Origin of the sequence: Komagataeibacter europaeus LMG 18890 (assembly GCF_000285295.1) — a bacterium.
GTDB classification, from domain to species: domain Bacteria; phylum Pseudomonadota; class Alphaproteobacteria; order Acetobacterales; family Acetobacteraceae; genus Komagataeibacter; species Komagataeibacter europaeus.
This window is the reverse complement of record NZ_CADP01000014.1, coordinates 29,454-54,851: the sequence shown is the minus strand read 5'-3', so window position 1 is coordinate 54,851 and position 25,398 is coordinate 29,454. Positions and strand designations below refer to the sequence as shown.

22 protein-coding genes and 1 riboswitch are annotated in these 25,398 nt (G+C 63.6%); of the genes, 13 read left to right on the top strand and 9 right to left on the bottom strand.

The features are described 5' to 3' along the window. Positions 1–410: IS5 family transposase (locus tag GEU01_RS22425; protein ID WP_042710803.1), on the bottom strand; the 410-nt coding region annotated here is incomplete at its 3' end. A 131-nt stretch (positions 411–541) separates the two neighbouring features. Here GEU01_RS22425 and GEU01_RS25660 point away from each other — a divergent pair. The 6 genes from GEU01_RS25660 to GEU01_RS07075 all read left to right on the top strand — a co-directional run bounded on the left by GEU01_RS25660 (position 542) and on the right by GEU01_RS07075 (position 7,591). Further along, on the top strand, positions 542–1,027 hold the full coding sequence (locus GEU01_RS25660) for a hypothetical protein (protein WP_157212824.1): 486 nt from the start codon (positions 542–544) through the stop codon (positions 1,025–1,027). Positions 1,028–1,134: 107 nt separating this feature from the next. Continuing rightward, on the top strand, positions 1,135–2,499 hold the full coding sequence (locus GEU01_RS07095; protein WP_232272437.1) for a neutral/alkaline non-lysosomal ceramidase N-terminal domain-containing protein: 1,365 nt from the start codon (positions 1,135–1,137) through the stop codon (positions 2,497–2,499). Between the two features lie 57 nt (positions 2,500–2,556). Then, positions 2,557–2,775, top strand: a riboswitch (cobalamin riboswitch). A 119-nt stretch (positions 2,776–2,894) separates the two neighbouring features. Beyond that, positions 2,895–4,994 carry a TonB-dependent receptor plug domain-containing protein gene (locus tag GEU01_RS07090; RefSeq protein ID WP_019085525.1) on the top strand — a complete coding sequence of 700 codons (2,100 nt, stop codon included), beginning with the start codon at positions 2,895–2,897 and terminating at the stop codon, positions 4,992–4,994. A gap of 13 nt (positions 4,995–5,007) precedes the next feature. Then, positions 5,008–5,832, top strand: coding sequence for an ABC transporter substrate-binding protein (locus GEU01_RS07085; protein ID WP_019085524.1), 825 nt, complete (start codon positions 5,008–5,010; stop codon positions 5,830–5,832). 32 nt (positions 5,833–5,864) lie between these two features. Continuing rightward, complete coding sequence (locus tag GEU01_RS07080; protein WP_019085523.1) at positions 5,865–6,836, top strand: FecCD family ABC transporter permease; 972 nt, start codon at positions 5,865–5,867, stop codon at positions 6,834–6,836. Continuing rightward, on the top strand, positions 6,833–7,591 hold the full coding sequence (locus GEU01_RS07075) for an ABC transporter ATP-binding protein (RefSeq protein ID WP_019085522.1): 759 nt from the start codon (positions 6,833–6,835) through the stop codon (positions 7,589–7,591). The genes GEU01_RS07080 and GEU01_RS07075 overlap by 4 nt, the downstream gene beginning before the upstream one ends. A gap of 154 nt (positions 7,592–7,745) precedes the next feature. Here the strand turns inward: GEU01_RS07075 and GEU01_RS07070 are convergent, their stop codons facing one another. The 6 genes from GEU01_RS07070 to pxpB all read right to left on the bottom strand — a co-directional run bounded on the left by GEU01_RS07070 (position 7,746) and on the right by pxpB (position 13,962). Next, a complete protein-coding gene (locus tag GEU01_RS07070; protein ID WP_010509358.1) occupies positions 7,746–8,948 on the bottom strand; it encodes a pyridoxal phosphate-dependent aminotransferase in 1,203 nt (400 codons plus the stop codon). Between the two features lie 145 nt (positions 8,949–9,093). Next, a complete protein-coding gene (locus GEU01_RS07065) occupies positions 9,094–10,263 on the bottom strand; it encodes an MFS transporter (RefSeq protein ID WP_232272441.1) in 1,170 nt (389 codons plus the stop codon). A gap of 149 nt (positions 10,264–10,412) precedes the next feature. Next, complete coding sequence (locus tag GEU01_RS07060) at positions 10,413–11,336, bottom strand: DMT family transporter (protein ID WP_019085520.1); 924 nt, start codon at positions 11,334–11,336, stop codon at positions 10,413–10,415. A gap of 174 nt (positions 11,337–11,510) precedes the next feature. Further along, a complete protein-coding gene (locus GEU01_RS07055; protein ID WP_010509363.1) occupies positions 11,511–12,278 on the bottom strand; it encodes a LamB/YcsF family protein in 768 nt (255 codons plus the stop codon). Beyond that, positions 12,275–13,285, bottom strand: a complete 1,011-nt coding sequence (locus GEU01_RS07050) for a 5-oxoprolinase subunit C family protein (protein ID WP_019085519.1) — start codon at positions 13,283–13,285, stop codon at positions 12,275–12,277. Before GEU01_RS07050 ends, GEU01_RS07055 begins: the two co-directional genes overlap by 4 nt. Continuing rightward, entirely contained in the window at positions 13,282–13,962 is a 681-nt protein-coding gene (pxpB, locus tag GEU01_RS07045) for a 5-oxoprolinase subunit PxpB (protein WP_019085518.1), read from the bottom strand. The genes GEU01_RS07050 and pxpB overlap by 4 nt, the downstream gene beginning before the upstream one ends. 356 nt (positions 13,963–14,318) lie before the next feature. Between pxpB and GEU01_RS07040 the strand changes: the two genes are divergently transcribed. From GEU01_RS07040 to GEU01_RS07020, 5 genes are all read left to right on the top strand, one after another. Next, positions 14,319–15,074 carry an SDR family oxidoreductase gene (locus tag GEU01_RS07040; RefSeq protein WP_019085517.1) on the top strand — a complete coding sequence of 252 codons (756 nt, stop codon included), beginning with the start codon at positions 14,319–14,321 and terminating at the stop codon, positions 15,072–15,074. Between the two features lie 5 nt (positions 15,075–15,079). After that, the gene (locus GEU01_RS07035; protein WP_019085516.1) at positions 15,080–15,517 is read left to right on the top strand and encodes an acetyl-CoA carboxylase biotin carboxyl carrier protein; all 438 of its coding nucleotides are present in this window, start codon (positions 15,080–15,082) and stop codon (positions 15,515–15,517) included. Continuing rightward, the gene (gene accC / locus GEU01_RS07030; protein WP_019085515.1) at positions 15,514–16,881 is read left to right on the top strand and encodes an acetyl-CoA carboxylase biotin carboxylase subunit; all 1,368 of its coding nucleotides are present in this window, start codon (positions 15,514–15,516) and stop codon (positions 16,879–16,881) included. The genes GEU01_RS07035 and accC overlap by 4 nt, the downstream gene beginning before the upstream one ends. Then, entirely contained in the window at positions 16,878–17,336 is a 459-nt protein-coding gene (locus GEU01_RS07025) for an acetyl-CoA carboxylase biotin carboxyl carrier protein (RefSeq protein ID WP_019085514.1), read from the top strand. Before accC ends, GEU01_RS07025 begins: the two co-directional genes overlap by 4 nt. Before the next feature lie 274 nt (positions 17,337–17,610). Beyond that, positions 17,611–19,110, top strand: coding sequence for an aspartate ammonia-lyase (locus GEU01_RS07020; protein ID WP_081499941.1), 1,500 nt, complete (start codon positions 17,611–17,613; stop codon positions 19,108–19,110). A 5-nt stretch (positions 19,111–19,115) separates the two neighbouring features. Here GEU01_RS07020 and GEU01_RS07015 read toward each other — a convergent pair whose 3' ends face one another. Continuing rightward, positions 19,116–20,054, bottom strand: coding sequence for a LysR substrate-binding domain-containing protein (locus tag GEU01_RS07015; protein ID WP_026018563.1), 939 nt, complete (start codon positions 20,052–20,054; stop codon positions 19,116–19,118). Between the two features lie 374 nt (positions 20,055–20,428). Here GEU01_RS07015 and GEU01_RS07010 point away from each other — a divergent pair, with 374 nt between their 5' ends. After that, entirely contained in the window at positions 20,429–22,909 is a 2,481-nt protein-coding gene (locus GEU01_RS07010; RefSeq protein WP_026018562.1) for a TonB-dependent receptor plug domain-containing protein, read from the top strand. 98 nt (positions 22,910–23,007) lie between these two features. Here GEU01_RS07010 and GEU01_RS07005 read toward each other — a convergent pair whose 3' ends face one another. After that, positions 23,008–23,313, bottom strand: a complete 306-nt coding sequence (locus GEU01_RS07005) for a hypothetical protein (RefSeq protein ID WP_026018561.1) — start codon at positions 23,311–23,313, stop codon at positions 23,008–23,010. Between the two features lie 464 nt (positions 23,314–23,777). On the opposite strand from GEU01_RS07005, the gene GEU01_RS07000 reads away from it, so the two are divergent. Further along, positions 23,778–25,376 (top strand): B12-binding domain-containing radical SAM protein, encoded by a 1,599-nt coding sequence (locus GEU01_RS07000; protein ID WP_019085509.1) that lies wholly within the window; start codon positions 23,778–23,780, stop codon positions 25,374–25,376. Positions 25,377–25,398 lie beyond the last annotated feature (22 nt).

Here is a 25,398-nt window from a genome sequence, read left to right as displayed (position 1 = left end):
CCCGCGTCATAGCCCGAAAGCCCGCCGCTTTCCGTGGTTTTTACCGACTGGCTATCAATCACGCCCGCGCTTGGAGAGGCTTCACGCCCCTCAATCTCGCGCAGGCTCATGACCAGGACCGTATTCATGACTTCGAACAATCCGGCATCACGCCAGGCGTAAAAATAGCGCCTGACGGTCGAGACCGGCGGAAAGCATTTCGGCAGCAAACGCCACGCACACCCGGCCGAGGCTATGTAGAGCATCGCGTTGACCACCTCGCGCATATCCGTCGTGCGGGGGCGACCACCCCGTTTCGCCGGGGGTATAAATGGCATGATCAGAGCCCACTCTTCGTCCGTCGTATCCGATGGATATCGCATTCCTTCCCGGCTATGTTCACGTCGGGCAATACCAGTCCATGTCACCATTCACTCCATCTCTTCGTAAAGACGGATGAATCACAACAGGCTGGTATTGTTCAAAAACTTTCGGATCGGGCTCTTACATTCATGATCGTGCGGCATAATGTATTAGGGGTCGAATTAAAGGATATCATATTATGAAGCGTTCAATTCTTTTCGCACTGGCACTTGGCGCCTCCCTTCCGCTGGCGGCACATGCCCAGTCCAGTGACTGGAACCAGGGCGGTGAACAGGGCGAACATGGTGGTCGCGGCGGCCATGGCCATCACGGCGGTCGCCATGACGGGGGCGAAGGCAACCGTGGCGGCCAGGGTGGCGATTACCAGCGTGGCGGTGACCAGAACGGTGGCCAGGGCGGCGAACGCGGTGGTGAACACGGCGATCGTGGCGAACGCGGTGGTGAACACGGCGATCGTGGCGAACGCGGCGGCGAAGGCCGTGGCGACCGGAACGGTGGCTTTGGTGGTCAGGGCAACCGCGGCGGCGACAGCCAGAATGGCGGCTGGGGCGAACATGGTGGCGGTCGTGGTGGTGAAGGCCAGAATGGTGGCTGGGGCGAGCACGGCGGCGGTCGCGGTGGTGACCGCAACGGTGGCTGGAACCAGAACAGTGGTTCCAACTGATCCCCCTGCTACCCGAAAGGCCCGGCAATATGCCGGGCCTTTTTTTGTTATAGATGGACGCACTGATATCGTGCCCGTCACACGCAACGGATAAGGGGGACAGGATCGTGCCATCCAGACGGGATTTCATGGCGACCATCGCCCCTGGCGCCCTTGTGGCGCTGGGTGCGGGACCGGTACGCGCCGCCACGACCGGGAAACCGGCGTTTCGTGCGGGCAGCGGGCGGGCCGATATCGTTTTCCCGTCCGGCCGGTTTCCCATTGACGGCTTTACCGGACAGCACGACCCGCTGGCCGTGCGTATCGTGCTGCTGGATGACGGGACAACGCGGCTCGCCATTGTCGTGGTGGACCTGACATCCATCTCCGGTGAACTGATCACCGCGATCAGGACCATCGTGACGGATGTTGCGGGCATTGCCGCCCCGGACATCATTGTCAGCGCCAGCCACACCTTTTCCGCGCCGCACATATTCGCGGCGGGGCAGGCGCCGCCGGGCACGGACATGAAAGCCAATGCCGCCGCATGGCAGGCGGTCATTCAGGCCGCGCGGCAGGCCGCGACACGCGCCCTTGCGTCCCTGCAGCCCGCGCGCCTGGGTGCCGGGCAGGGAACAAGCCGGGTCAGCGTGAACCGTGACGTGCGGACCCCGTATGGCTGGTGGCTGGGCGCGGATGACGCGGGGGATACGGACCCGACGGTAAGCGTGCTGCGCATTGACCGGCTGGACGGCAGGCCGCTGGCGATCATGACGAATTTTGCCGTGCAGTCCTCGGTCATGGACGGATCGGTCACCAGCACGGGCGGCAGGCTTGTGACGGCCGACCTCGCCGGTGCGGCCATGCGGCATGTCGAGGCACGGTACGGCCCCGACGCCACCGCCCTGTTCATGGTGGGGGCGGCGGGCGATCAGGCCCCCTATCTTCAGGCCAGCCGTCCCGTCGTCAATGCGGATGGCAGGGCGGCCCGGATTGACATCCATGAAGCCGGGTTCGCGATTGTCGACCTGCTGGGCGCGCGCCTGGGCGCGCAGATTGTCGATGTGACGGAACAGATCAGGGCCGTCGATGCACCGACACTCGACATCCGGCGGGAAAGCATACAGGTGGCGTCACAGGCGTTCTCGCCCCGCACGGACCGCGCCACGGGGCCGGTCACGACATTTTCCTATGATGCGGGGCCGCCGGTTGCGCTGCCCGTGGTGCTGGTCCGGATCGGTGACCTTGCGCTGGTGGGCGTGCAGCCGGAACTGGCCGCGGGCCTTGGCGCCCGGATCCGCGCGCATTCGCCCTTTGCGCATACCATGGTGGCCACGATGGTTGATGGCGGGGCCAAATACATGCCCGATGCGCGCAGCTATGACCGCCATACCTACGAAGCGCGCAGCTCCCCCTTTGCCAGGGGGGCGGGGGAAGCCGCCTGTGCCCGGATCGTGGCATTGCTGAAGCAGGCCCTGCCTGCCGCCCGGTAACGGCCGCCAGCGGGCATGGGGCGTAAGGCAGCCCGGGTTGACAGGACCGCCCCGCACGATCAGAACCGTGCCGACGGTTTCCCCCTGCGGGGGGATGAAAAGGGAACGGGGTGCGGATTGCGATCCAATGCCCCGGCTGTCCCCGCAACTGTAAGCGGTATGTCCTTGCATTGCCGGATGTCATGGTCCGGGCCACTGGAAACTGCGGTTTTCCGGGAAGGTCATGCAGGATGCCACGCCGTGAGCCAGGAGACCTGCCGTCATAGTGGTTGCGACCGGGAACTGTCTGGCGGGGTGTCCTGACGGTGTGGCGCCACGGGTTTCCCTACGGACCGGAAACCGTGTGGTGGCACGCTCTCGTGGCAACGATGATGTGACCGCGAGACCTGAACCCGATGATCCTTTTCCGTAATCTGCTGATTGCCTCCACCACATTGATGACAATGGGGGCGGCGGTGGCGCGCGCTGATACCCCTGCCGGGCAGGGCGCGCCACAAAAGCAGCCCGGCCGTGTGCATGTGGTCAGGGATCAGAAACCGAAAGTTGCTGCTTCATTGGGCGATGCGGGCCTGCCCGAACTGATCAGCGTCAGCGCCGCCCGCAGGCCCACGGCAGCCGATGACATCGGCACCAGCATGACCATCATCACCGAACGGCAGATCCAGACCCAGCAGCGGCGCAGCCTGACGGACATCCTTGCGCGCCAGCCGGGGCTGAACGTGGTGCAGACGGGCGGGCCGGGTGGCACGTCGTCCATTTTCATGCGGGGCAATAACGCCAACGAGGTCAAGGTCCGCCTTGATGGCATGGACATCAATGACGGCAGTTCCACCAGCGGCCTGTTTGATGCCGGGGCGTTCGTGACCGACGGCATGGGCCGGATCGAGATCCTGCGTGGCCCGCAGAGCGGCCTGTACGGCGCGGACGCCATGGCCGGTGTCATCGACATCACCACCGCACGCGGACAGGGACGCTTCAGGCCGTTTGTCCGGATCGAAGGCGGTGGCTACGGCACGTTCAACCAGACATTCGGCGCGCGCGGCAGCCGGGGACGGTTTCATTACAATGTGGAATTTTCCCATTACCGCATGGACGGGTTCCATAATATCCCGTCCTATATCGAACAATATTATGGCGCCAGCCAGCAGCAGAGGCATGAAGGCAACCGCGATGACAACCGTGGCGTCAACACCCGGCTGGGTTATGACGTCACCCGCAATTTCGACCTGGGGCTTACGGCGCGGCTGATACAGAACAACAACCATTCCTATTCGGTGTATGACCTGCAGAGCGAAAATCTGTACGGTGACAGAGGCGTGCGGGAACAGACCACCCGGAACGAGGCCATCGTGCGCGGGACGGTGCATCTGGTGTTCTTCCACGGCCTGTTCGATCAGGTGCTCGGCCTTGGCTACATGACCAACCGCAACCGCTGGACGGAGACGGGCACAAGCTACGGCAGCCCGGTCAATCCCGATCCCGATTATTACCGGTCCAGCCGGCTGAAGGTGGACTGGCACGGCACGTTCAATTTCAGGCAGTATGGCCAGTTGCTGATCGGGGCCGAACATTTCCACGACACGTTCAATACCAGCCATACGGCGTCCAGCATGTGGGATAGCGGATACGATACCTCCGCCAGCATGGATACGACCGCGGGCTACGGGCAGTATCAGGGGAACTGGAACCATATTCTGTACGGCGCGGCCAATATCCGTTACGACGCCAATTCGCGTTACGGCAACCATGTGACATGGCGCGTGGCACCCGCGATCCATGTGCCGGGCACCGGCACCATCATCAAGGCCAGCGCCGGTTCCGGCTTCCATGGACCGTCACTGTACCAACTGTTCGCAAGTCAGGTGGGCGCCGGATATTCGGAAAAGGGCAATCCCAACCTGAAGGCGGAGCAACTGATCGGCTATGACGCGGGTGTTGAGCAGAAACTGCTGCATGACCGTCTGAATTTCGGCGCAACCTGGTATGACAACCGGGTCAGGAACCTGATCCAGTCCTCGCTTTCGATTGATTCATCATATGACTACAACTACTCCTACGCCAATGTGGCGAAGGCGCGGATGTATGGTGTAGAAGCCTTCGTGAATTGGAAGGCGCTGCGTACCCTGGAATTCAACCTCAGCTACACCTGGACCCATGCGCGCGATGAAACGAACCACGACGAACTGCAGCAGCGTCCGCAGCACAAATTCAATTTCAACACGACATGGACCCCCATCCGCGACCTGACATTTTCGGGCAACATCCTGTACACCAGCGGCTGGCGCGATCTGCCGGTCATCGGTAGCGAGACATGCAGCACATGCGCAAAAGGGCATGGGTATTTCACCATCGACGTGGCCGCCAGTTACAGGATCAACCGCTATGTTTCCGTCTATGCCCGCGCCGACAACCTGCTGGACCGCCAGTTCGAGGAACCGATCGGCTACCTGCAGCCCGGTCGCGCCGGTTATGGCGGCTTCATGCTGAATTACTGACATGAAGGGCGTTATGGCGGGCATTGTCGCGGGTCTTCTTGCCTGTGCCCCGATGGCGCGGGCGCAGTTCCTGCCGCGCGTGGTGTCGCTCAATGTCTGCACCGACCAGTTATTGCTGCTGCTGGCCGGACCGGGGCAGATCGTGAGCGTGACGCCGCTTGCGCGCGACTGCTGGAATGCCGTGCTGTGCGAACAGGCGCGCAATGTGCCGATCCTGCGCCCCACGGCGGAAAATGTCGTGGCGTCCCACCCTGATATCGTACTGGGGGAAACCTATACCGCGGCTGTCGCCATTCAGGCCGCGCGTGAATGGGGGGCGCGGGTTGTCGTCCTGCCGCCCGCGCAGGCGCTGGCGGATATTCCCGGCCAGATCATGACGGTGGCGAACGCCATTGGCGCCGGCGTACGGGGGCGCGCGCTGGCCGGGGATTTTGCCCGCCGCCTTGCATCCCTTTCAGCCGATCCCGGTCCCGCCGACCCGACAGCCGCGATCTACGCCGCCAATGGTTTCGTCACCCGCGCGGGGTCATTGCCTGATGATGTCCTGACCCATGCGGGCCTGCGCAATTACGCAACCGTCATGGACCGGCAGGGGACGGCCCGCTTTTCCATGGAGATCCTGATCGCGCACCCGCCCGACCTGCTGGTGCTGGACCGTTCGGGGCAGGGCACGTCCCTGGCGCAGTCCATGCTGGATCATCCCGCGCTGAAACAGGCCTTTGCCGGGCCGCACCATCTGGATCTGCCCGCCCGGCTGTGGTTGTGTGGCCTGCCGCAGACACTGGACAGTGTCGCCACGCTGCGTGCCGCCCGCGACAGACTGGGGACCATCCGGTGAGACCTGCCCCTAACGCCCTGTTACTGAACATCATGCTTCTGGCGGGGGTGGCGGGCCTGTCCTGCGCGTCGCTCATGTGGGGGGAAACCCGTGTCATGTTCGCGCATGCGGTGGCGGACCTGCTGGCGGGGCGGCATGGCGCGGGCGCCGTCATCGTGGGGCAGCTGCGCCTGCCGCGCACGCTTCTTGCCATCATGGTGGGGGGAACGCTGGGCCTGTCGGGGGCGGTGTTGCAGGGGTACCTGCGTAACCCGCTGGCCGATCCCGGTATTCTGGGGGTATCGGGTGGCGCGGCACTGGGGGCGGTCAGCGTGTTCTATACCGGCCTCATGCAGGTTTCCATCGCGGCCCTGCCGCTGGGCGGGCTGACGGGGGCGCTGTGTGCCGTGGTCGTCCTGATGGGGCTGGTGGGACGGGGCGGCACGCTGGTGCTGCTGCTGGCGGGGGCGGCGCTGAGCAGCTTTGCGGCGGCCCTGACGGCGCTGGTGCTGAACCTTGTGCCCAGCCCCTATGCATCATTCGAGATCATGCACTGGCTCATGGGATCGCTGACGGACCGGACCTTTGCCCATGTGTGGATCTGCCTGCCGGGCGTGGCCTGTGGCACGCTGCTCATGCTGTCGGCAGGGCGCGCGCTGGATGCGCTGACACTGGGGGAGGACGTGGCGGAAAGCCTTGGCTTCCGCCTGCACGGGGCATGGGGCATCCAGACGCGTATCGTGCTGGGGGCGGCCGTGGCCGTGGGGTCGTGCGTGGCGGTGTCGGGCGCGATCGGTTTTGTGGGGCTGGTGGTGCCGCACCTGCTGCGGCCGCTTGTGGGGTATCAGCCATCGCGGCTGCTTGTGCCGTCCTTTCTGGGGGGCAGCATGCTGCTGCTGCTGGCGGATATGGTGGTGCGTGCGGTCACGGTCGGGCCTGAACTGCAACTGGGCGTATTGACGGCGCTGGTGGGCGCGCCGGTTTTCCTTGCCCGCGTCATCATGCTGAAAAGAACCGTGCCATGACCCTTCTGCAGGCATGCGACGTCTCGCTCAGGCGCGGGGACCGGGCGGTTGTCGCCGCCGCGTCGCTTACGCTGGTGCGGGGACGGGTCATTGGCCTGATCGGGCCGAACGGGGCGGGGAAAAGCACGTTCATGCGCATGCTGGCGGGATTGCAGCCCCCTGATCGCGGGCATATCGCGCTGCTGGGCCATGACATGGGCCGGATCAGCCCGACGTTACGCGCCCGGCAGCTTGCCTTCGTGCCACAGCAGGGCGAACCGCCGCCGCCCATGCCCGTGCGCGCGCTGGTGGCGCTGGGGCGCCTGCCGCATGGGCAGGTCAACGCGCAGGCTGCCCGTCATCCGGCGGTGGCGCGTGCCCTGGCCGCCACCGGCCTGCTGGACCTGTGCGCGCGCCCGGCCAGCCACCTGTCCGGTGGGGAACGGGCGCGCATGAACCTGGCCCGCGCGCTGGCGACCGACACGCCGGTCATGCTGGCCGATGAACCGATCGCGGCACTCGACCCGGCGCATGCCCTGTCGATGATGCGGCTTTTCCGCCAGCAGGCGGGGCAGGGGAAGGGCATTGTCGTCGTGCTGCACGATCTGGTCCTGGCGACCCGGTTCTGTGATGAACTGGTGCTGATGGACAATGGCGCCGTCATCCGTCATGGCCCGGCCACGCAGGTGCTGGACGATGACATCATGCGCACGGTTTACGGGGTAACGGTGCGGCGGGTGGACGGCGCTGTCCTGCCATGGGCGCTGTGCCGCTGACAGCCATCGCATGATCCGGGCGATGCGCGTGGTATCGACCGCAGGCGGGGTCATGCAAGGCCGCGCCGTTTCCCGCGCAACGCAGCCGCATGACCATAAAAAAGACCGGGGCACCATCCGGATGCCCCGGCCTTTTGTGGATACGGGTCCGGCCTTACTTCAGGCCATCCACGAAGGCCGCGATGCGGCGGCAGCCTTCGCGCAGGGTATTCGTGTCGGTGGCGTAGGAAATACGGAAGAACGGGCTCATGCCATAGGCCGCGCCCTGCACGGACGCCACCTGCTGTTCTTCCAGCAGCGCCATGACGAAATCGGCGTCGGTCGCGATCAGGCGGCCACCGGCCGAGGTTTTGCCCATGCACCCGCTGATGTCGGGATAGACATAGAACGCGCCCTGCGGCGTATGGCACTGCACGCCCGGAATGGCGTTGAGCAGGGAGACCACCAGATCACGCCGCGCCTGATATTCCGCCGCGCGGTCCTTCAGGAAATCCTGCGGGCCGTTCAGCGCGGCGACGGCAGCGGCCTGCGCCAGCGTGTTGATGCCGCTGGTGGACTGGCCCTGCATGTTGTTCATGGCAGCAATCAGCGCGCGGGGACCGCCGCAGTAGCCCACACGCCAGCCGGTCATGGCATAGGCCTTGGACACGCCGTTGACGGTCAGGACACGGTCCTTCAGCCGCGGTTCGACCTCCGCGATCGTGCAGAAGGTGAAGCCGTCATAGATCAGGTGTTCATAGATGTCATCGGTCATGATCCAGACCTGCGGGTGCTTCAGCAGGACGGCGGCGATGGCTTCCATGTCCGCGCGCGGGCAGCATGCGCCGGTGGGGTTGCCGGGGAAGTTCAGGACCAGCCACTTGGTCTTTGGCGTGATCGCGGCCTCAAGCGCTGCGGCGGACAGGCGGAAACCGCCCTCGGCAGGGCAGGGCACGGACACGATGGAAGCCCCGGCCAGGCGGGCGATATCGGCATAGCTGATCCAGCTTGGCGTGGGCAGCACCACCTCGTCACCGGGGTTGATGGTGGCCATCATGGCGTCATAGATGATCTGCTTGGCGCCGTTGGCCACCAGGATTTCATCCAGCGCGTAATCAAGGTGGTTTTCGCGCTGGAACTTGCCCTGCACGGCCTTTTTCAGCGCGGGCTTGCCATCCTGCGGCGGGTATTTGGTGTCACCCGCGCGTGCTGCGGCGATCGCGGCGTCCACGACATGTTCGGGGGTGGGGAAGTCGGGTTCGCCCGATGACAGGCTGACGATCTTCATCCCTTCCGCCTTCAGCATCGATGCCTTGTCGGTCATCGCGGCGGAAGCCGAAATCCCAATTCCATTCAGTCGATCCGCAAACCCAGGCATCAGACGTTCTCTCCACTTCTACTCATGCAACAGGACACTATGCTCGCCGCGCATCGTAAATCGTTTCGACGCGGCTTAGATACCGACGAAAATCATCTGGCCCCATACAACAATACTATGAAAGCCGGGCTGCACCTTACCCCGCCTACCCATCCATGCGGATCGGGTTGCGCACCATGGCCAGTGACAGTCCGGCTGCGATGACCAGGGCGGCGGCGCACATGTACCACGCCATGTCGAAACTGCCGGTCCATGCCACGATATACCCGGTCAGGATGGGCGACAGCAGCCCCAGCGAATTGCTGCATGTCAGCGTGACACCGGTCACGGCACCCATTTTTTGGCCGTCTTCCACCATGTCGGTCAGCAGCGCGGTATTGGCGCCATTGGCCGCCATAAGGCAGGCCAGCGCACCCGACAGGACCAGCAGGATGGGCATCATGGTATGGAACTGCGGCAGCAGCCCGATCGTGGCAGCCCCGATAAGGCAGGTGGCGACAATAAAACGCCGCGAAGGCGGATGAATGCCATTGCGGAAGACCACGTGTTCCAGCACCCGCCCGATAATGACCGCGCCAATGGCCGCGACCAGATAGCACAGGGCCGTGCTGTTGCCCGTGCCGGTGGTGTTGATGTGCAGTTCATGGATCAGGTACAGCGGCATCCACGACATGACCAGGAAGTTCAGGTAATTCTGCGTACACTGCACCACCAGTATCCCCAGGAAGGAGGAGGAGCGGAACAGGTTCCTGATTTCCCGCACCGTGATGGGCCTGCGCGGGGCGGCATCGGCCTTCTGCGCCGGGTTGCGGTACACCAGCCACCACACCAGCGCCCACGCAATGCCCACCGCGCCCAGCGCCATGAATTCGCACCGCCACCCGAAAAAGGTAATCAGGTACGCCCCCGCGATCGTGCCGCCGGCCAGGCCAAGCTGCATGCCCGTCAGCAGCACGGTCATGACCGACCCGCGTTCGCGTGGCTGCGCCCAGTTGCGCACCACGGTGGCGCCCACGCCAAAGGTCGGGGCCTCCCCAACCCCCAGCAGCACGCGCGTCAGCAGGAACTGCGTGATGTTCTGCGCCATGCCGCCCAGCAGCATGGCGAATGACCATATGCCCACGGCAAGACTGCCGATGGCGCGCGCCCCAACCATGTCAAGCACGATGGTCGAAGGCAGGTTGAGCAGGAAATACGACCACAGGAAACTGGATGAAACCCAGCCCATCTGCACCGGCGTCAGGGAAAACTCCCTGCCCATGGACGGCAGGGCGATGGACAGCGCGGCGCGGTCGCCATAGCTGATGGCGTACATCAGGAACACAAGAAAGAAGAACACGTAGCGGGCCGGAATTACGCGCCCGCTGCGTGCGCCGTTGGTCGTTTCACCTGTTGTCACGCTACAGGACTCCTGGTGTGCCGTGAATGACGATTGGGTGGGGCCGCCACGCGCGGGCCGTGGCGTCATGGCGGGGTGCCGGTGGCCGCGTCCATCGTGCCTTCCGCCACGGCTTTCTGCTTCGCGGGGCGATCATGGCGCAGCATCCACACGCCGGAACCGATGATCAGCAGCCCTCCCGTCACCATGGCGATGCCGGGTATTTCACCGAACCCGAACCACCCGATCAGCGCCGCCCACAGCAGCCCGGAATAGGCAAAGGGGCCAATGGCGGATACCTGCGCCGAGGCAAAGGCCTCGGTCTGCAGGACCTGCGCGATCCCGGCGAAGGCGCCGACGGCGACAAGGCACGCGGCTTCGGTCATGCCGGGCGTGGTCCAGATGAAGGGCAGGGGCAGCGCGGTCATGAGCGTCATGAGGATCGCCTGCCACAACGCGATGGTGGTGCTGGCTTCGGTGGCCGAAAGCTGGCGGATCTGCATGGTGGTCAGCGCACCCACCGCCCCCTGCGCCAGGGCTACGAAATAGGCCCAGCTTGGCACCGCGCCGCCCGCGCCATGCAGCAGCCCCTTGCCAAGGGCGACCACGATCACGCCCGAAAACCCGATCGAGACCGCGATCCAGCGCTGCAGCGATGGCCGTTCATGCAGCAGCGGGATAGACAGCAGCACCAGGAACAGCGGCTGCGTGTAGGACAGCACCTGCTGTTCGGCCAGCGGCAGGCGCGTCACGGTAATCACCACCATGATCATGCTGATCAGGCCAACGACCGAACGCAGGACATGCCCGCCAAAATGGTGTGTTTTCAGGATAATGCCCGTGCGTGATGCGATCAGCAGCACGAAGGGCAGGGAAAACAGGTTGCGGAAGAAAATGATTTCCAGCGCGGGCAGCGACGATCCGGTCAGTTTCTGCAGGGCATTGAGGGCGGCGGTAAAAAATGTTGCCGATGCCAGAAGAAGGGCGCCACGTTTCAGGTCATGCTTCATTTTGTCCGTACCTCAACTGCACGACATGGACGGGAGCGCGCTTCATGAAGGATCAGTCCGGCCGGTCATCCCAGCCTGTTTCACGTTACGACACCGTAACGCATGGGGCATGTTCCGGGTCATAGGAGTTCGTTGCGGCGCAATAGGAAATTCTTATGGGTGCGGGGCCGGGGATCAGTCCCCAAGCTGGCAGGCAGGTGTCAGCACGCCGCCGCTGGCCTCGATTTCCGCGCGGATGGCGCGCGCCAGTTCCAGCGATCCGGGCGTGTCGCTGTGGACCAGGATGGACTGCGCCCTGACCGGCAGGCGCTTGCCGTCGATGGTCGTGACCGACCCGTCGTGCAGGAACTGCTTCACGCGCGCGCGCACACCCGCCAGATCATGGATCACGGCGCCCGGCTGCCCGCGCGGGACCAGCGTGCCCGCCGTGGTATAGGCCCGGTCGGCCAGAAACAGCGTCCGGGGCCGCAGCCCGGCCTTTTCCGCCGCGCGTTCGGTTGCCTGGCCGGGCATGCAGAACACGCTCAGGTTCCGGTCAAGGGCTGCAATGGCGCGGGTCAGGCGCAGGGCGAGGGCTTCATCCGCATTCGCCATGTTGCCGAACGCCGCATGGTAGCTGACATGGGTGACGCGGTGGCCATGGCGGGCGGCGATGCCCTGCAACGCGCCGATCTGGTAGCACATCATGGATTCCATGTCCGCGTCCGACACGGCCATGTTGCGCCGCCCGAAACCCATGAGGTCCGGCAGCCCGGGATGCGCGCCGATGCCGACCCCCTTTTCCTTGGCCAGACGCACGGTACGGTCCATGATGGCGTAGTCACCCGCATGGAACCCGCAGGCGATATTGGCCGAGGAAACGGTGTCCATCAGCCCGTCGTCATCGGCAATGCGCCAGCGGCCGAAGCCTTCGCCCATATCGGAATTGAGGTCGATCTTCATGCCCTGTCTCCAGACCTGATGCCCGCGCGGCAGCGCGCGGATGTACGGTAACGGTCAACCATCATGCGCAGGTCGTCCAGATAGGCGTCGACCGGTCGCATGGCGGCGACACCTTCGGCAAAGCTGCATTCGTGGAAGCGGATGCGCGTGCCGATGCGCGCCTGCGCCAGCCGCCACAGGTCGGCTTCGATCACGGTGGCGATGCGGGGGTAGCCACCCACGGTATTGGCGTCGGCCAGCTGCACGATCGGTTCCCCCGCCGGGGGCACCTGCACGATACCGGCAATGACACCGTAGGAACGCAGTTCAACCCGATGGTGCAGTTCCAGCGGCGCGCCCGACAGGCGGTAGCCCACGCGGTTGCTCTGCGGTGTGATGCGCCACGGGGTGTCCCACAGGCGCTGCCGGGATTCGGGGGTGAACAGCTCGTAATCGGTCGCAGGCATCGCGCGCAGGTGGATGACCTTCGCATCATCCCCGCAGGCCACGGTATCCAGCACCGCCGCGGGCGGCAGGGCGCCGTAGCCCGAAACATCCAGCGTGGCCCCCGTGGTCTGCAGCGTGTCACCCGCTTCCAGTGGGCGACCGTCCAGGCCACCAAAGCCGCCACGCAGCTGCGTACTGCGCGATCCCAGCACCACGGGCACTTCAATCCCGCCCGCGATGCAGATATAGCCGCGCGCGCCGGTTTTGGGCGGTCCCACGCGCAGCACCTGTCCCGCCGCCACCGTTTCGACCATCCATGGCAGGATGGTGCGGCCATCGATTTCGATTGCGGCGTCAATGCCCGTCACCGCAAGGCTAGCCGGCGCGTCAAAGCGCAGGACGAAGGGATAGGTCTGCAGCTCGATACAGGCATCATCCACCGGGTTGCCCAGCAGGATATTGCCCACCCGCAGCGCAAGGGCGTCCATCACGCCGGATGTGCCCACGCCGAGGTTGCGGTAACCGGGACGGCCCAGATCCTGCACTGTGTTCAGGGCGGATGTTTCAAGGATGGTAATCACAGCGCGATGCTTTCGGGATAAAAGCGGATGCGGTCGCCAATGGCGAACAGGGCCGGTGGCTGCCTGCAGGGATCGAACAGGGTAATCTCGGTATACCCGATGGAATTCCACCCGTTCGGCCCGGTCAGCGCGGAAATGCCCGCCTGCATGCCGCCAATGGTAACGGTCCCGGCCGGCATGTTCAGCGACGGCACGGTCTTGCGCGGGGTGGCGATGCGCGGGTCCAGCCCGTGCAGGTAGCCAAAGCCCGGCGCGCTGCCTATGGCGCACACGGTGTATTCGCTGCCGTGGTGGATGGCGATCACCTCCTCCGGTGGCAGGCCCGCATGGGCGGCGACGGCGGCCAGGTCACCGCCCAGTTCGCCGCCATAGCGCACGCCAATTTCAAACAGGCGCCCCTCGATATGCCGTTCGGGCAGGGTATCCCATGCATGGCGCAGCCAGTCGGCCACGGCCTGCGGGCTGTCGGGCGGGACAGCGAAGATCAGCATGAGGTTGGTCACGCCGGGAATGAGTTCGCATACGTCGGGCCGTGCCTGTGCCGCGTCCATCAGTGCCCAGATCCGGCGCTGGTGGGCCATGGTGAAGTCTCCTGGCGCCTCGAACAGCATGGCGCGGGTGCCGATCATGCTGATGGTGGGCACGGCATGGGTATCGCGCGCCACGTCGTTCTTCATATCCGTGTTCAAAATACACAGTCCCTGGAACAGTGCTGGTCATATCCCGGAAAATGGCGGGATCCGGTATCGCGCCCGAAGTGTCGCAATACAGGTTTCGCGGCATCTGGTGCCGACCCGGAAAGTAAGGCCGTTTTCGTAACGATGACCAGTGCAATTCTGGTTGTATGGCTATTGGATAATCTTATGGATCAGGATGATAACCGGGCCATCATATATTGTTATGGCGTGAGAACGAAGTGCTCTTGGCGCTGGTCGCGCCGGGCCGGTAGCATGTAGTGAATAGCTGAGCATCCGGCAGCCGTTGTGGCGCCGGGTGGGATTAGTTTCTCTGTTCAGGATCGGGTTTTCTTACCATGAGCAACCAGCCGTACCGTACCGCCCTCGTCACCGGCGCATCCTCCGGCATTGGCGCGGAAATCGTCCGCCGCCTGTCAAGGGAAGGGATCGAAGTGCATGCCCTGGCGCGTGACGCGGCGCGGCTGGAACAGCTGTCGCGGGAAACCGGGTGCGTCGTGCATGCCGTCAGCGTATCCGACCAGGCGGGGATCGAGGCGCTGGTAAGCGGGCTTGAGATCGACATCCTGGTCAATAACGCCGGGCAGTCGCGCACGGGCAACATCACCAACACCACGCCCGAGGATATCGACGCGCTGGTTGACGTGAACCTGCGCGCGGTGCTGCAGCTGACGCGGCTGGTGGTCGCGGGCATGATCAAACGTGACCGTGGGCATATCGTCAACATCACCTCCATTGCCGGGCATTACGCCTTTGCCGGTGGCAACACGGTCTATCACGCCACCAAGGCGGGCGTGCATTCCCTGTCACAGCAGCTGCGCTGTGACCTGTTCGGCCACCATATCCGCGTGACCGAAGTCTCCCCCGCGCGTTGCGAAACCGAAGTGTTCGGCCGCCTGATCGGCAACATGGAGGAGGCGAAGAAGCGTTTCTTTGATGAATATGAATCCCTGCTGCCCGAGGATATCGCCAACTCCGTCGCCTTTGCCGTCATGGCGCCGCAGCGCATGAATGTCAGCTTCATGGAGGTGCTGCCGACCATGCAGGTGGTGGGCGGCCTGAACTTCGCCAAGAAGACGTCCGGCGCGGCGTAAGACCGGTGGATCTCACGCATGTCAGGCGGCTGATCGACCTTGTGGCCCATGCCCCGGTCACGGAGCTTGAGGTTGAGGAAGGCGGCTGCCGTATCCGCATCACCCGTGGTGGCGGCGCGCAGCCTGCCGCCACGCCCGCGCCCGCAACCGCCGCCGTGGACACGGGCATTGCGCCTGTGGCCGCGGCCCCCGCGGCGGCGCCGGTGGCGGACGCCGTCATCGCGGCCCCGTCCTATGGTGTCTTCCATCTCTCGCCATCGCCCGGTGCGGCCCCCTACGTCACGGTGGGCCAGGGTGTGGCGGTCGGGCAGGAAGTGGGTCTGGTCGAGGCCATGAAGGTGTTCAACGCCGTCCGCGCCACGCAGGCTGGCAAAATCGCCGCCGTGCTGGTGGAAGACGGCACCGAAGTGGAGGCGGGGACCCCCCTGTTCCGGCTGGCATGAGTGAGACCCCACGTTTCAGCCGCGTGCTGATCGCCAATCGTGGCGAAATCGCGCTGCGTATCCAGCGCGCCTGCCGCCAGCTCGGGCTGGAGACGGTGGCCGTGTATTCCGAAGCCGACGCCGACAGCCGCCATGTGCAGGAGGCCGATGTCGCCCTGTGCATCGGCCCTGCCGCCGCCGCGCGCAGCTACCTTGACGCCGACGGGCTACTGCTGGCCGCCCGCCTGACCGGGGCGCAGGCCATCCATCCCGGTTACGGCTTCCTGTCGGAAAATGCCGACTTCGCCGATGCGGTGGAGGCGGCGGGCCTGACCTTCATCGGGCCGACGGGGGCGTCGATCCGCATGATGGGCGACAAGATCACCGCCAAGCGCGCCATGCGCGACGCGGGCGTGCCCTGCGTGCCCGGGTCGGACGGGCCGCTGCCTGCGGACATGCACGCGGTGAAGACGATTGCGTTGCAGGTGGGCTTCCCGGTTATTGTCAAGGCATCGGGCGGCGGTGGCGGGCGCGGCATGCGCGTGGTCGAGCGCGAGGCCGACCTGGCGCAGGCGGTCGCACTGACCGCCAAGGAAGCGCAGCAGGCCTTTGGCAACCCGACGCTGTATCTTGAACGCTTCATGCAGAAGCCGCGCCATGTCGAGATACAGGTGCTGTGTGACACGCATGGCACGGCGTTGTGGCTGGGCGCGCGCGACTGTTCGCTGCAACGCCGCCACCAGAAAGTGCTGGAGGAGGCCTCCGCCCCCGGCATCGCACCGCAGACGATTGCCGAAATTGGCGAACGCTGTGCCGAAGCCTGCCGCCGCATCGGCTACCGTGGCGCGGGCACGTTCGAATTCCTGTATGAAGACGGGGTGTTCGCCTTCATCGAAATGAATACCCGCGTGCAGGTCGAACACCCGATCACGGAAGAAACGACGGGCATCGATATCGTGGCCGGGCAGCTGCGCATTGCGCAGGGCGAGCCGCTTGGTGTCGCGCAGGCTGACATTCCGTTGCTGGGGCATTCCATCGAATGCCGCCTGAATGCGGAAGATCCGTTCACCTTCATGCCATCGCCGGGTACCATCACGCGCTGGGACCTGCCCGGTGGGCCGGGTATCCGGGTCGATACGCATGTGGTCGCGGGCTATACGGTGCAGCCTTATTATGACTCGCTGATCGGCAAGATCATAAGCCATGGCGCCACCCGCGCCGAAGCCATCGCGCGGATGCAGGTGGCGCTGGCGGAAATGAAGGTGGAAGGGGTGTCAACCAATATCGCCCTGCACCGTGACCTGCTGGCGGACCCGGATTTCCGGCGCGGCGGGGTGGACATCCACTATCTTGAACGCTGGCTTGCACAAAGGACGGCCCCATGAACAACCGGTCCGAACAGTTGGTGCCGCATTTCGACCGCCTGCCGGAACCCGACCAGATCACGCAGATGGCGACATGGCTGGCCCAGGCGGGGCTGGACAGTCTGGAACTGACGAATGAGGCAGCCGGACTGAAGCTGCGCATCCGCGTGGGACAGGCGGATACGGGCCTGCCCGCGGCGCAGGCCGCAGCCCCGCAGGCGCATGCCGGGGCAGGGCATGTTGCGGTCAGGACGCCGTATTTCGGTCACCTGTGCCTGACGCATCCGTTGCGCGACGCGCCTTTTGCCCCGGTGGGGACGAAGGTGGCGCAGGGGGATGTGGTTGCGCTCCTGACACTGGACAGCCTGCAGGTGCCGGTTACCGCGCCAGCGGCGGGGACGGTGGTGGATGTCGTGGGCCAGCCCGGCGCGCTGGTCGGATATGGCGCGACCGTCATGCACATCCAGCCCGACTGATACACACCGGCCGGATACCGTAGCCGTGCGGGCAACAGTATCCGGCGCTTCAGGCACGCTGTTTTATTGACGTGATGCGGGCGGCATGCGCGGGATTTCAGGGATGGCGCGGTTATCGTGGCCTCCGGTCCGGTATTGCCCTGCCTGAAAAGTCAGGCCGGGAAGCATCCCGCAATAATAAGGAAGTTTCTGGTGAAGTTTTATAAATAAAGGCTGCACCAGGGAACGTTCGTTTGGTTGTCTTGAAATAATATTTTAACCAGCATAGGCCAGAATGATGAATATGCCCCCGTCGGCACCAGACGCCGCAACCTGCACCCCCACGGCCCCGACCAGGCCCGCGGGGCCGGAGACGGCAGTGCCCGGTCAGCGCATCGAGCGCGACCTGCTGGGTGAGGTCACCATTCCCCCCGGCGCCCTGTGGGGTGTGCATACGAAACGCGCGCTGGATAATTTTCCGATAAGTGGCACGACAATCGGCACGTTCGGGGAACTGGTGCAGGGACTGGTGACGGTCAAGCAGGCGGCGGCACGGGCCAACCTTGCACTGGGTTACCTGGACCGCACCCGCGCCGACGCCATTGAGGGCGCATGCCGGCGGATACTGGAAAACCCGGCCTGCCGCGCGCAGTTTGTCGTGGACGCCATGCAGGGCGGGGCGGGCACATCGACAAACATGAACGCCAATGAGGTCATCGCGAATGTGGCCCTTGGCCTGCTGGGGGAAAAGCCGGGCACCTATGCCGTGCTGCACCCCAATGACCATGTCAACTTGGCGCAGTCCACCAATGATGTCTATCCGACGGCGCTCCGCCTGGGGCTGCTGCTGGCGGTTGACCCGCTGCTTGATGCCCTTGAGGGACTGCACGCGGCGCTGGATGAAAAGGCGGAAGCCTTTGGTGCGATCCTGAAGGTCGGCCGCACGCAGTTGCGCGATGCCGTGCCCATGACCGTCGGGCAGGAATTCGGGGCGTTCCGCACGGCGATCGCCACGGAAATCAGCAGTCTGAAAGCCCATGCCGCAGCGTTCGAGCAGGTCAATCTGGGTGGCACGGCCATCGGGACGGGGCTGAATACCGACCCGCGTTATGCATCGACCGTCATGGCGGAACTGCGCCGCCTGACCGGGCGGCCCATGGTCAGCGCGCCGGACCTGATCGAGGCGACATCTGACGTGGGCGCCTTTGTCCTGTTTTCCGGCGTGCTGAAGCGCCTGGCGCTGAAACTGTCGAAGATATCCAGCGACCTGCGCCTGCTGTCCAGCGGGCCACGCACGGGACTGGGTGAAATCGTGCTGCCGGCGGTGCAGGCGGGATCGTCCATCATGCCGGGCAAGGTCAATCCCGTCATACCCGAGGCCGTCAATCAGGTGGCCTATCTGGTCGCGGGCCATGACATGACCATTACCATGTGCGCCGATGGCGGGCAGTTGCAGCTGAATGCGTTTGAACCGATGATCGGCTACTGCCTGTTTACATCCATCAGGACATTGCGCGCCGCCATCGAAACCCTGACCACGCGCTGCATCAACGGCATTTCCGTTGAACGGGCGCGGTGCCAATACCTGTCGGACATCAATATCGGCATCATCACGGCGCTGGTGCCGGTGCTGGGGTACGATACGTGTTCGACCATCGCCAAACGCGCACTGGCGGAAAACCGCAGGGTGACGGACCTGATCGTGGAGGAAAACCTGCTTTCCCCCGAACGGCTTGCGGCCCTGCTGCGGCCCGATGCGCTGACCAGCCCCAACGTGGGGTTGCAGGCGGGCTGAACCCCTCAGCCGAAAGGCTGGGCGCCCGGCCAGTTGTGCGAGGCCGCCATGGCCTGGGCCAGTTCGATGAGCAGTTCGCGCACCGCGACGGAGGCTTCCGTTTCGGGAATGATTTCAGGAATGCACAGCGACACGTCTTCCTGAATGACCGGGTTGCGTAGCGGGTAAATGCGCGAACGGCCCGGCACGACAATGCGGCTGGCGACGGACCAGGGCAGGATGGTGCTGCCGATGCCTTCCTCTATCGCGCCCTGCAGGGTAATCAGGGCCTCGATCTCGGCGACGATGCGCGGTTCAAGCTGCTTGCGCATGAAGGCCATGTCCACGCTCTTGCGGACAAAGTTGTGCCGCGGCGGCAGGAGCAGGGGCGTGTCGGCTATGTCCACCAGTTGCACCGCCCCGGTTTCATCCTGCGGGAATTCCAGCCCGTGGGGGGCGAGCAGGAAGAATTCCTCCTTCATCAACGGGGTGAAGATAACACCCTTGATCGGCCCCGCGCCGTGGATGACCGCCATGTCCAGCCGCCCGGTCATGATCAGTTCGCTGTAGATGTCATCAAAGCTTTCGGTCAGGTGCAGCGTGATGTTGGGCAGGCGCGCGCGCACGCGTTGCAGCAGCTTGACCGACAGCGTGGACCCCGCGCTGTAGGGCGACAGCCCGACCGACACCTTGCCCACCAGCGGCCCGGCCCACTGGGTTATTTCAACCATGGCCCGGTCGAACTGTTTGGTCAGGGTCTGCGCATGCCGGTACAGTTCGGACCCGGCCGTGGTGGGCGTGACGCCGCTTTTGCTTCTGATGACAAGTTTCTGCTTGAAGGCGTTTTCAAGCGTGGCCAGCTGCTGGCTCAGTGCGGGCTGTGCAATATTCAGCAGGTCAGCCGCGCGGGAAATGCTGCCAAGGTCGATGATTTTAATAAAAGCCTGCAGTCGCCGTATATCCAACTGGAACTCCATAAATATTATAGGCCGGGGGCTTTATTGCATTGATAATAGGGATATTTCTGGAATTGTCAATATATTGTCATGTGCGGGCATGACGTTTCGGGGAATTAACGCTTCGCGCGCAGGGGCGTGGCGGCTCGATCCATTTTCGAAACAGGATTCCTGATACTTGCAATGTATAGTGTCCAGAACGCGACACACCCGAAAACCCGAAGCGTTTTCAGCTATATAATTCATTAAATCCAAGTAAGAACCGCCAGCGCCCCCGAACATATCAATAATCCATATGACGCCAAATCGTAACGAACGCGCATCATAAACCTGCACATATTCGTTACCAAACGTCCGGTTCGGGTTTCAGGGGGGGAAGGCAGATGTCAGGCCTATCAAAGCGGAAGTTATATCTGGTGGCTGGGGTCGCGTTCGGTACATTCGTACCGGTCGTGGGTGAAGCCGCGACGGCAGCCGTTTCATCCCCTGAAAAACACTACAGGGTTGCCCCCGCCAAGAAGACGACGGTCGTAAAGCATGCCACGCCCACGGCGCTGCGCGCGTCCGGCCAGCCGGAAGTGATCCATGTGGGTGGTCATCAGACCAATTCCGTCTTTTCACCGGGCGCGGCGCGCCACAGCACCACGCAGGTAACGGTCGTGACCGGCGCGGAACTGCTCAAGACCGGCCAGACCAATGTGCTTTCCGCGCTGGCGCAGGCCAACCCCGCCATCACCACCGCAGCCCTGCCCGGTGGTGGCGCAAGCTCCTTTGTCCAGACCATGCAGCTACGCGGGCAGTCGCCTGATGACACGCTGATCCTGGTGAACGGCCATCGCCGCCATATCGGTGCGAATTTCAATTCCAACGCGGGCACCAACTGGGGCAGCGAACCGGCCGATATCTCGCTTATCCCCATCACGGCGATCGACCATATCGAAGTCATTACCGAAGGCGCGTCCGCGCTGTACGGTCAGGACGCCATTGCGGGCGCGGTCAATATCGTGCTGAAGCGCGACACGCATGGCGGCGACATCAATTTCAAGAACAGCGGGTATTACGCGGGCGACGGGCAGGCGCTGGATGGTTCGGCCAGCTACGCCATGGCGCTGGGTAACAAGGGCGGCTACCTTGACCTGGCGGCACAGGTTACCCACCAGCTGCCCACGACGCGGGGCGGGGATTTCTATGGCACCCTGTTTGCCGATCCCACGCGCAACGCAACGGCGGACCGTAACGTGCAGCGCGGCCTGGGCCTGCCCAAGAGCACGCTTGAAACGCTGAGCGAAAACATGTCCATTCCCGTGGCGCACGGGTTCAGCTTCTACAGCACGTCCACCTTCTCGCACCGTCGCGCCAACGTGCCTGAAACATACCGTGCCAATTCGGGCGCGGATGAATGGGTCAACCCGTCGCTCTACCCCAATGGTGACCAGCCCTACATCACCATGGACCAGTATGATTTCGAGACGGATAACGGCATCCGCGCGCGCAAATTCGGCTTTGCATGGGATGCGTACGTAACCTATGGCCGCGACCAGCAGAAATACGGTACCAAGGATTCAGAAAACGCCACGATGTCGGGCGGGTCATACGTCTATGACCCGACCCAGACGTCCTTCTATGACGGTGAATCGATTTCATCCGAACTGACGACCGGGCTGCGGGGGTCGCGTTCGTTCCACACCGGCCTGCTGCCCCGGGACATCAACCTGAAATTCGGCGCGGAATACCGTCACGACACCTTCCAGATGACGCAGGGTGAAACCGCGTCATGGGGCGGGCAGGGGGCAACCGATCACCCCGGCAACGTGCCCATGGCGGTGACGAACCAGAACCGCGACGTGTACGAAGGTTTCGTCAACCTGGATTTCTACATCACCAAGAAATGGGAATGGACGCTGGGCGGCCGCGTTGACAGCTACAACAACCTGGCCACCGTCGAGACCGGGTCCATCGGCACGCGTTACAACTTCAACAAGCGCTGGGCGATCCGGGCCAACATCAATTCCGGCTACCGCCCGCCCACGCTGGGTGAAATGTCCTATTTCTATTCAGCGCCCTATCCCGGTTACACCGTGGACCAGGTGCCCGCGAACAGCGCCATCGCCAAATACCTGGGCGCTGGCAACATGAAGGGCGAGTATTCGCGCAGCTATACCATCGGGCTTGATGCAACGCCGGTGGATGATTTCCACATCACGGGCAACCTGTATTACATCGCAATCAATGACCGTCTGGGCAGCACGCAGTCCTATTCGGTCGATCCGAATGACGCCACGCTGCAGAAACTGCTGGCGGCGGCCAATATTTCCAGCGCAACGTCATTGTCGTACTATGCCAACCTGTACAACACCCAGACGTTTGGCGGTGACCTGAGTGCGGATTACACGCTGCATACGCACCGGTTTGGCAAGTTCCGGTTCGCCATGGGCATCAACTTCTCCGATAACGAGATCCGTTCCGCCCGCAACAACCTGGTGAATGAATACACCAAGGAAATGGTCCTGCATTCCGCGCCCAAGAACCGCGAGCAGATCAGCGTGAACTGGCAGTACAAGAAATGGTCGGTCTTCCTGCAGGAAATGCGCTATGGCTCCATCACCTACATGGCGGCCCCGACCGGTCCCGGCGCCGTGCCGTTTGAACAGAACCCGGCCTTCATCACCAACCTGGAAGTGGACTACAAGCCCGTTCCACGGTGGACCATCGGTGTCGGCGCGAACAACCTTGGCAACAAATACCCGACCCGCATTTCCAGCGCGATCGCCAATTCGCAGCAGGGACTGGCGAAATACGCGTCCTATTCCCCCTATGGGTTCAATGGCGGGATGTACTACGTCAAGACCTCCCTCGATTTCTGATACCGCCTGACATGCAGGCGCCGGCACGGCTTCCTTTCCTGATCCATCGGGAAGGGGAGCCGTTGTCGTTCTGGAAAACACGGTGCGGGGACCGTATCCTATTTCCCTTCATTTTCGCGGCGCGTTTCAGCGGCCTTCCGGGCGGAAGCCGCGCGTTCTTCCGCCGGGCGGCGGGCGGCGGCCGTCCCGCCAGCGTGCCCACCCCTGCGGGCGGGTTCGTGCGTTGTCGCGTGCCCCCGGCCCGATCCGCTTTTCCTGCCGCCTCCCGTCTCTTTATTGACGGTGGCCCAGGCGCGGCGTTCGGCCTCGTCCCCGCTGACGCCACGGGATTCGTAGCTTTCCTCGATATGTTCGGCCTGTCGCTTCTGCTTGTCCGTGTATGCGGATTTGTCACCACGCGGCATGGTCCATCCTCCCGTTTCGGGTGATTGGCGGGGCCTTGCGTGCCATATGCGGCAAAAGCCCCCCTCCGGCATGACAATGCCGGGCCATGGAAAAAGTTTGCCTGCCCCACGCATCACATCGGCCCGCGCCGGGTCATGACCCGATATCATGGATGAAAGCGCGCCGTGGCGGGGGCGGGACGGCCATGCCGCACCGGCGTGTCAGGCAGGGCGGACGGGGGTTTTCATATTCCTGTTACATTTTGCAAAACGGCGATCCAACATTGCAATTGCTCCTCTATCGCTATTGTGGGGCAGGCGGTGTACAGACTCCCTTCATCCAGATGGAAGACCCACATGACGACCGTTCGCCGGAATAGAGCCATTCCAACAAAGATGGATCAGTCCGTCAGCATTCGCCCTGCCACCAGCCAGGGAGGCCGTTTCAATCAGGAAGGGGAGGCAGACCAAGGGATTTCATCATAATGACCGATACCTGCAAGGTCCTGATGATCTTCCCACTCTTCAACGCCAATTCATTCTGGAACTACCAGGAAGCCTGTGACCTGGCCGGCGCGCGCTATCCGGCCGCACCGCTCGGCCTGATTACCGTTGCGGCCCTGCTGCCCGAAAACTGGGAAGTCCGGCTGGTCAACCGCAATACCGAGCATCTGGATGACGCGGATTTCGCATGGGCCGACATCGTGATGACCGGCGGCATGCTGCCGCAGCGTAACGATGCCCTGCACATTATCGAAATGTGCCATGCCCATGACAAGCCGGTGGTGGTTGGCGGCCCCGATGTCACATCCAGCCCGGCGCTGTACGACGCCGCGAATTTTCAGGTCCTGGGCGAAGCCGAGGAAATCATGGTCGATTTCATCGCAGCCTGGCGCAAGGGTGACCGGCAGGGCGTGTTCGAAGCGCCGATGGGCAAGACGGATGTCACGAAAAGCCCGCTGCCCCGCTTCGACCTGCTGAAGCTGGACCAGTACCTGCATGTCGGCGTCCAGTTTTCGCGCGGGTGCCCGTTCAGTTGTGAATTCTGTGACATTATCGAACTGTATGGCCGGGTGCCGCGCACCAAGACCAATGCACAGGTCATGGCCGAGCTCGATGCCCTGTACGCGCTGGGGTATCGGGGGCATGTGGATTTTGTTGATGACAACCTGATCGGCAACAAGAAGGCGCTGAAGAAATTCCTGCCCGACCTGAAACGCTGGCAGGATGAGAAGAACTTTCCCTTCGAATTTTCGACCGAGGCGTCCATCAACCTCGCGGATGACCCCGACCTGCTGCGCAGCCTGTCCGATACCAATTTCTTTGCCATATTCGTCGGCATCGAAAGCCCGGATACGGACTCCCTCGTGCTGATGCAGAAAAAGCAGAACACGCGGCGCAGCCTGCAGCAGAGCATCGAGACGATCCATAAGGCCGGGATTTTCGTCAATGCGGGCTTCATCGTGGGCTTCGACAGTGAAAAGGGCAGCGTCGCCGGAGGCATGATCGAGTGTATCGAGGATACGTCGATCCCGGTCTGCATGGTCGGCCTGCTTTATGCCCTGCCCACGACGCAGTTGACGCGCCGCCTGCTGGCGGAAGGGCGTCTTTTTTCCGGCAGCGAACAGACGCAGTCGGGCGACCAGTGCACGGCAGGGCTGAATTTCGAGACAAAGCGCCCGCGTCGCGACGTGCTGAACGATTACAGGACGGTGCTTGCGGCCATCTATGAGCCGGTTGCCTATTTCGGCCGTGTTCGCAGGCTTGGCCGGATGCTTGGGCGCAAGCGCGCGCACCGGATGATAAAGGGCGACCTGCGCAGCTTTTTCCGGCTTATGTTCCGTATCCACCGCGCGGGACCGGGCACGGCCGGACAGTTCTGGCGCATGATGCTGGACTGCGCCCTGCATAACCCCAGGGCGCTGCCCTATGTGGTGATGACCAGCGCGCTATACCTGCATCTCGGCCCGTTTTCGCGGCAGGTCATTGCCGAGATCGACGGCGAGATTGCGGACGTGGACCAGGGCCGCTGGCACGCGCCGCCTGTCATGCATCCTGTCGCGGCGGAACCTGTGCCCGCCTGACCCCGCCTGGCGCGGGTGTGAA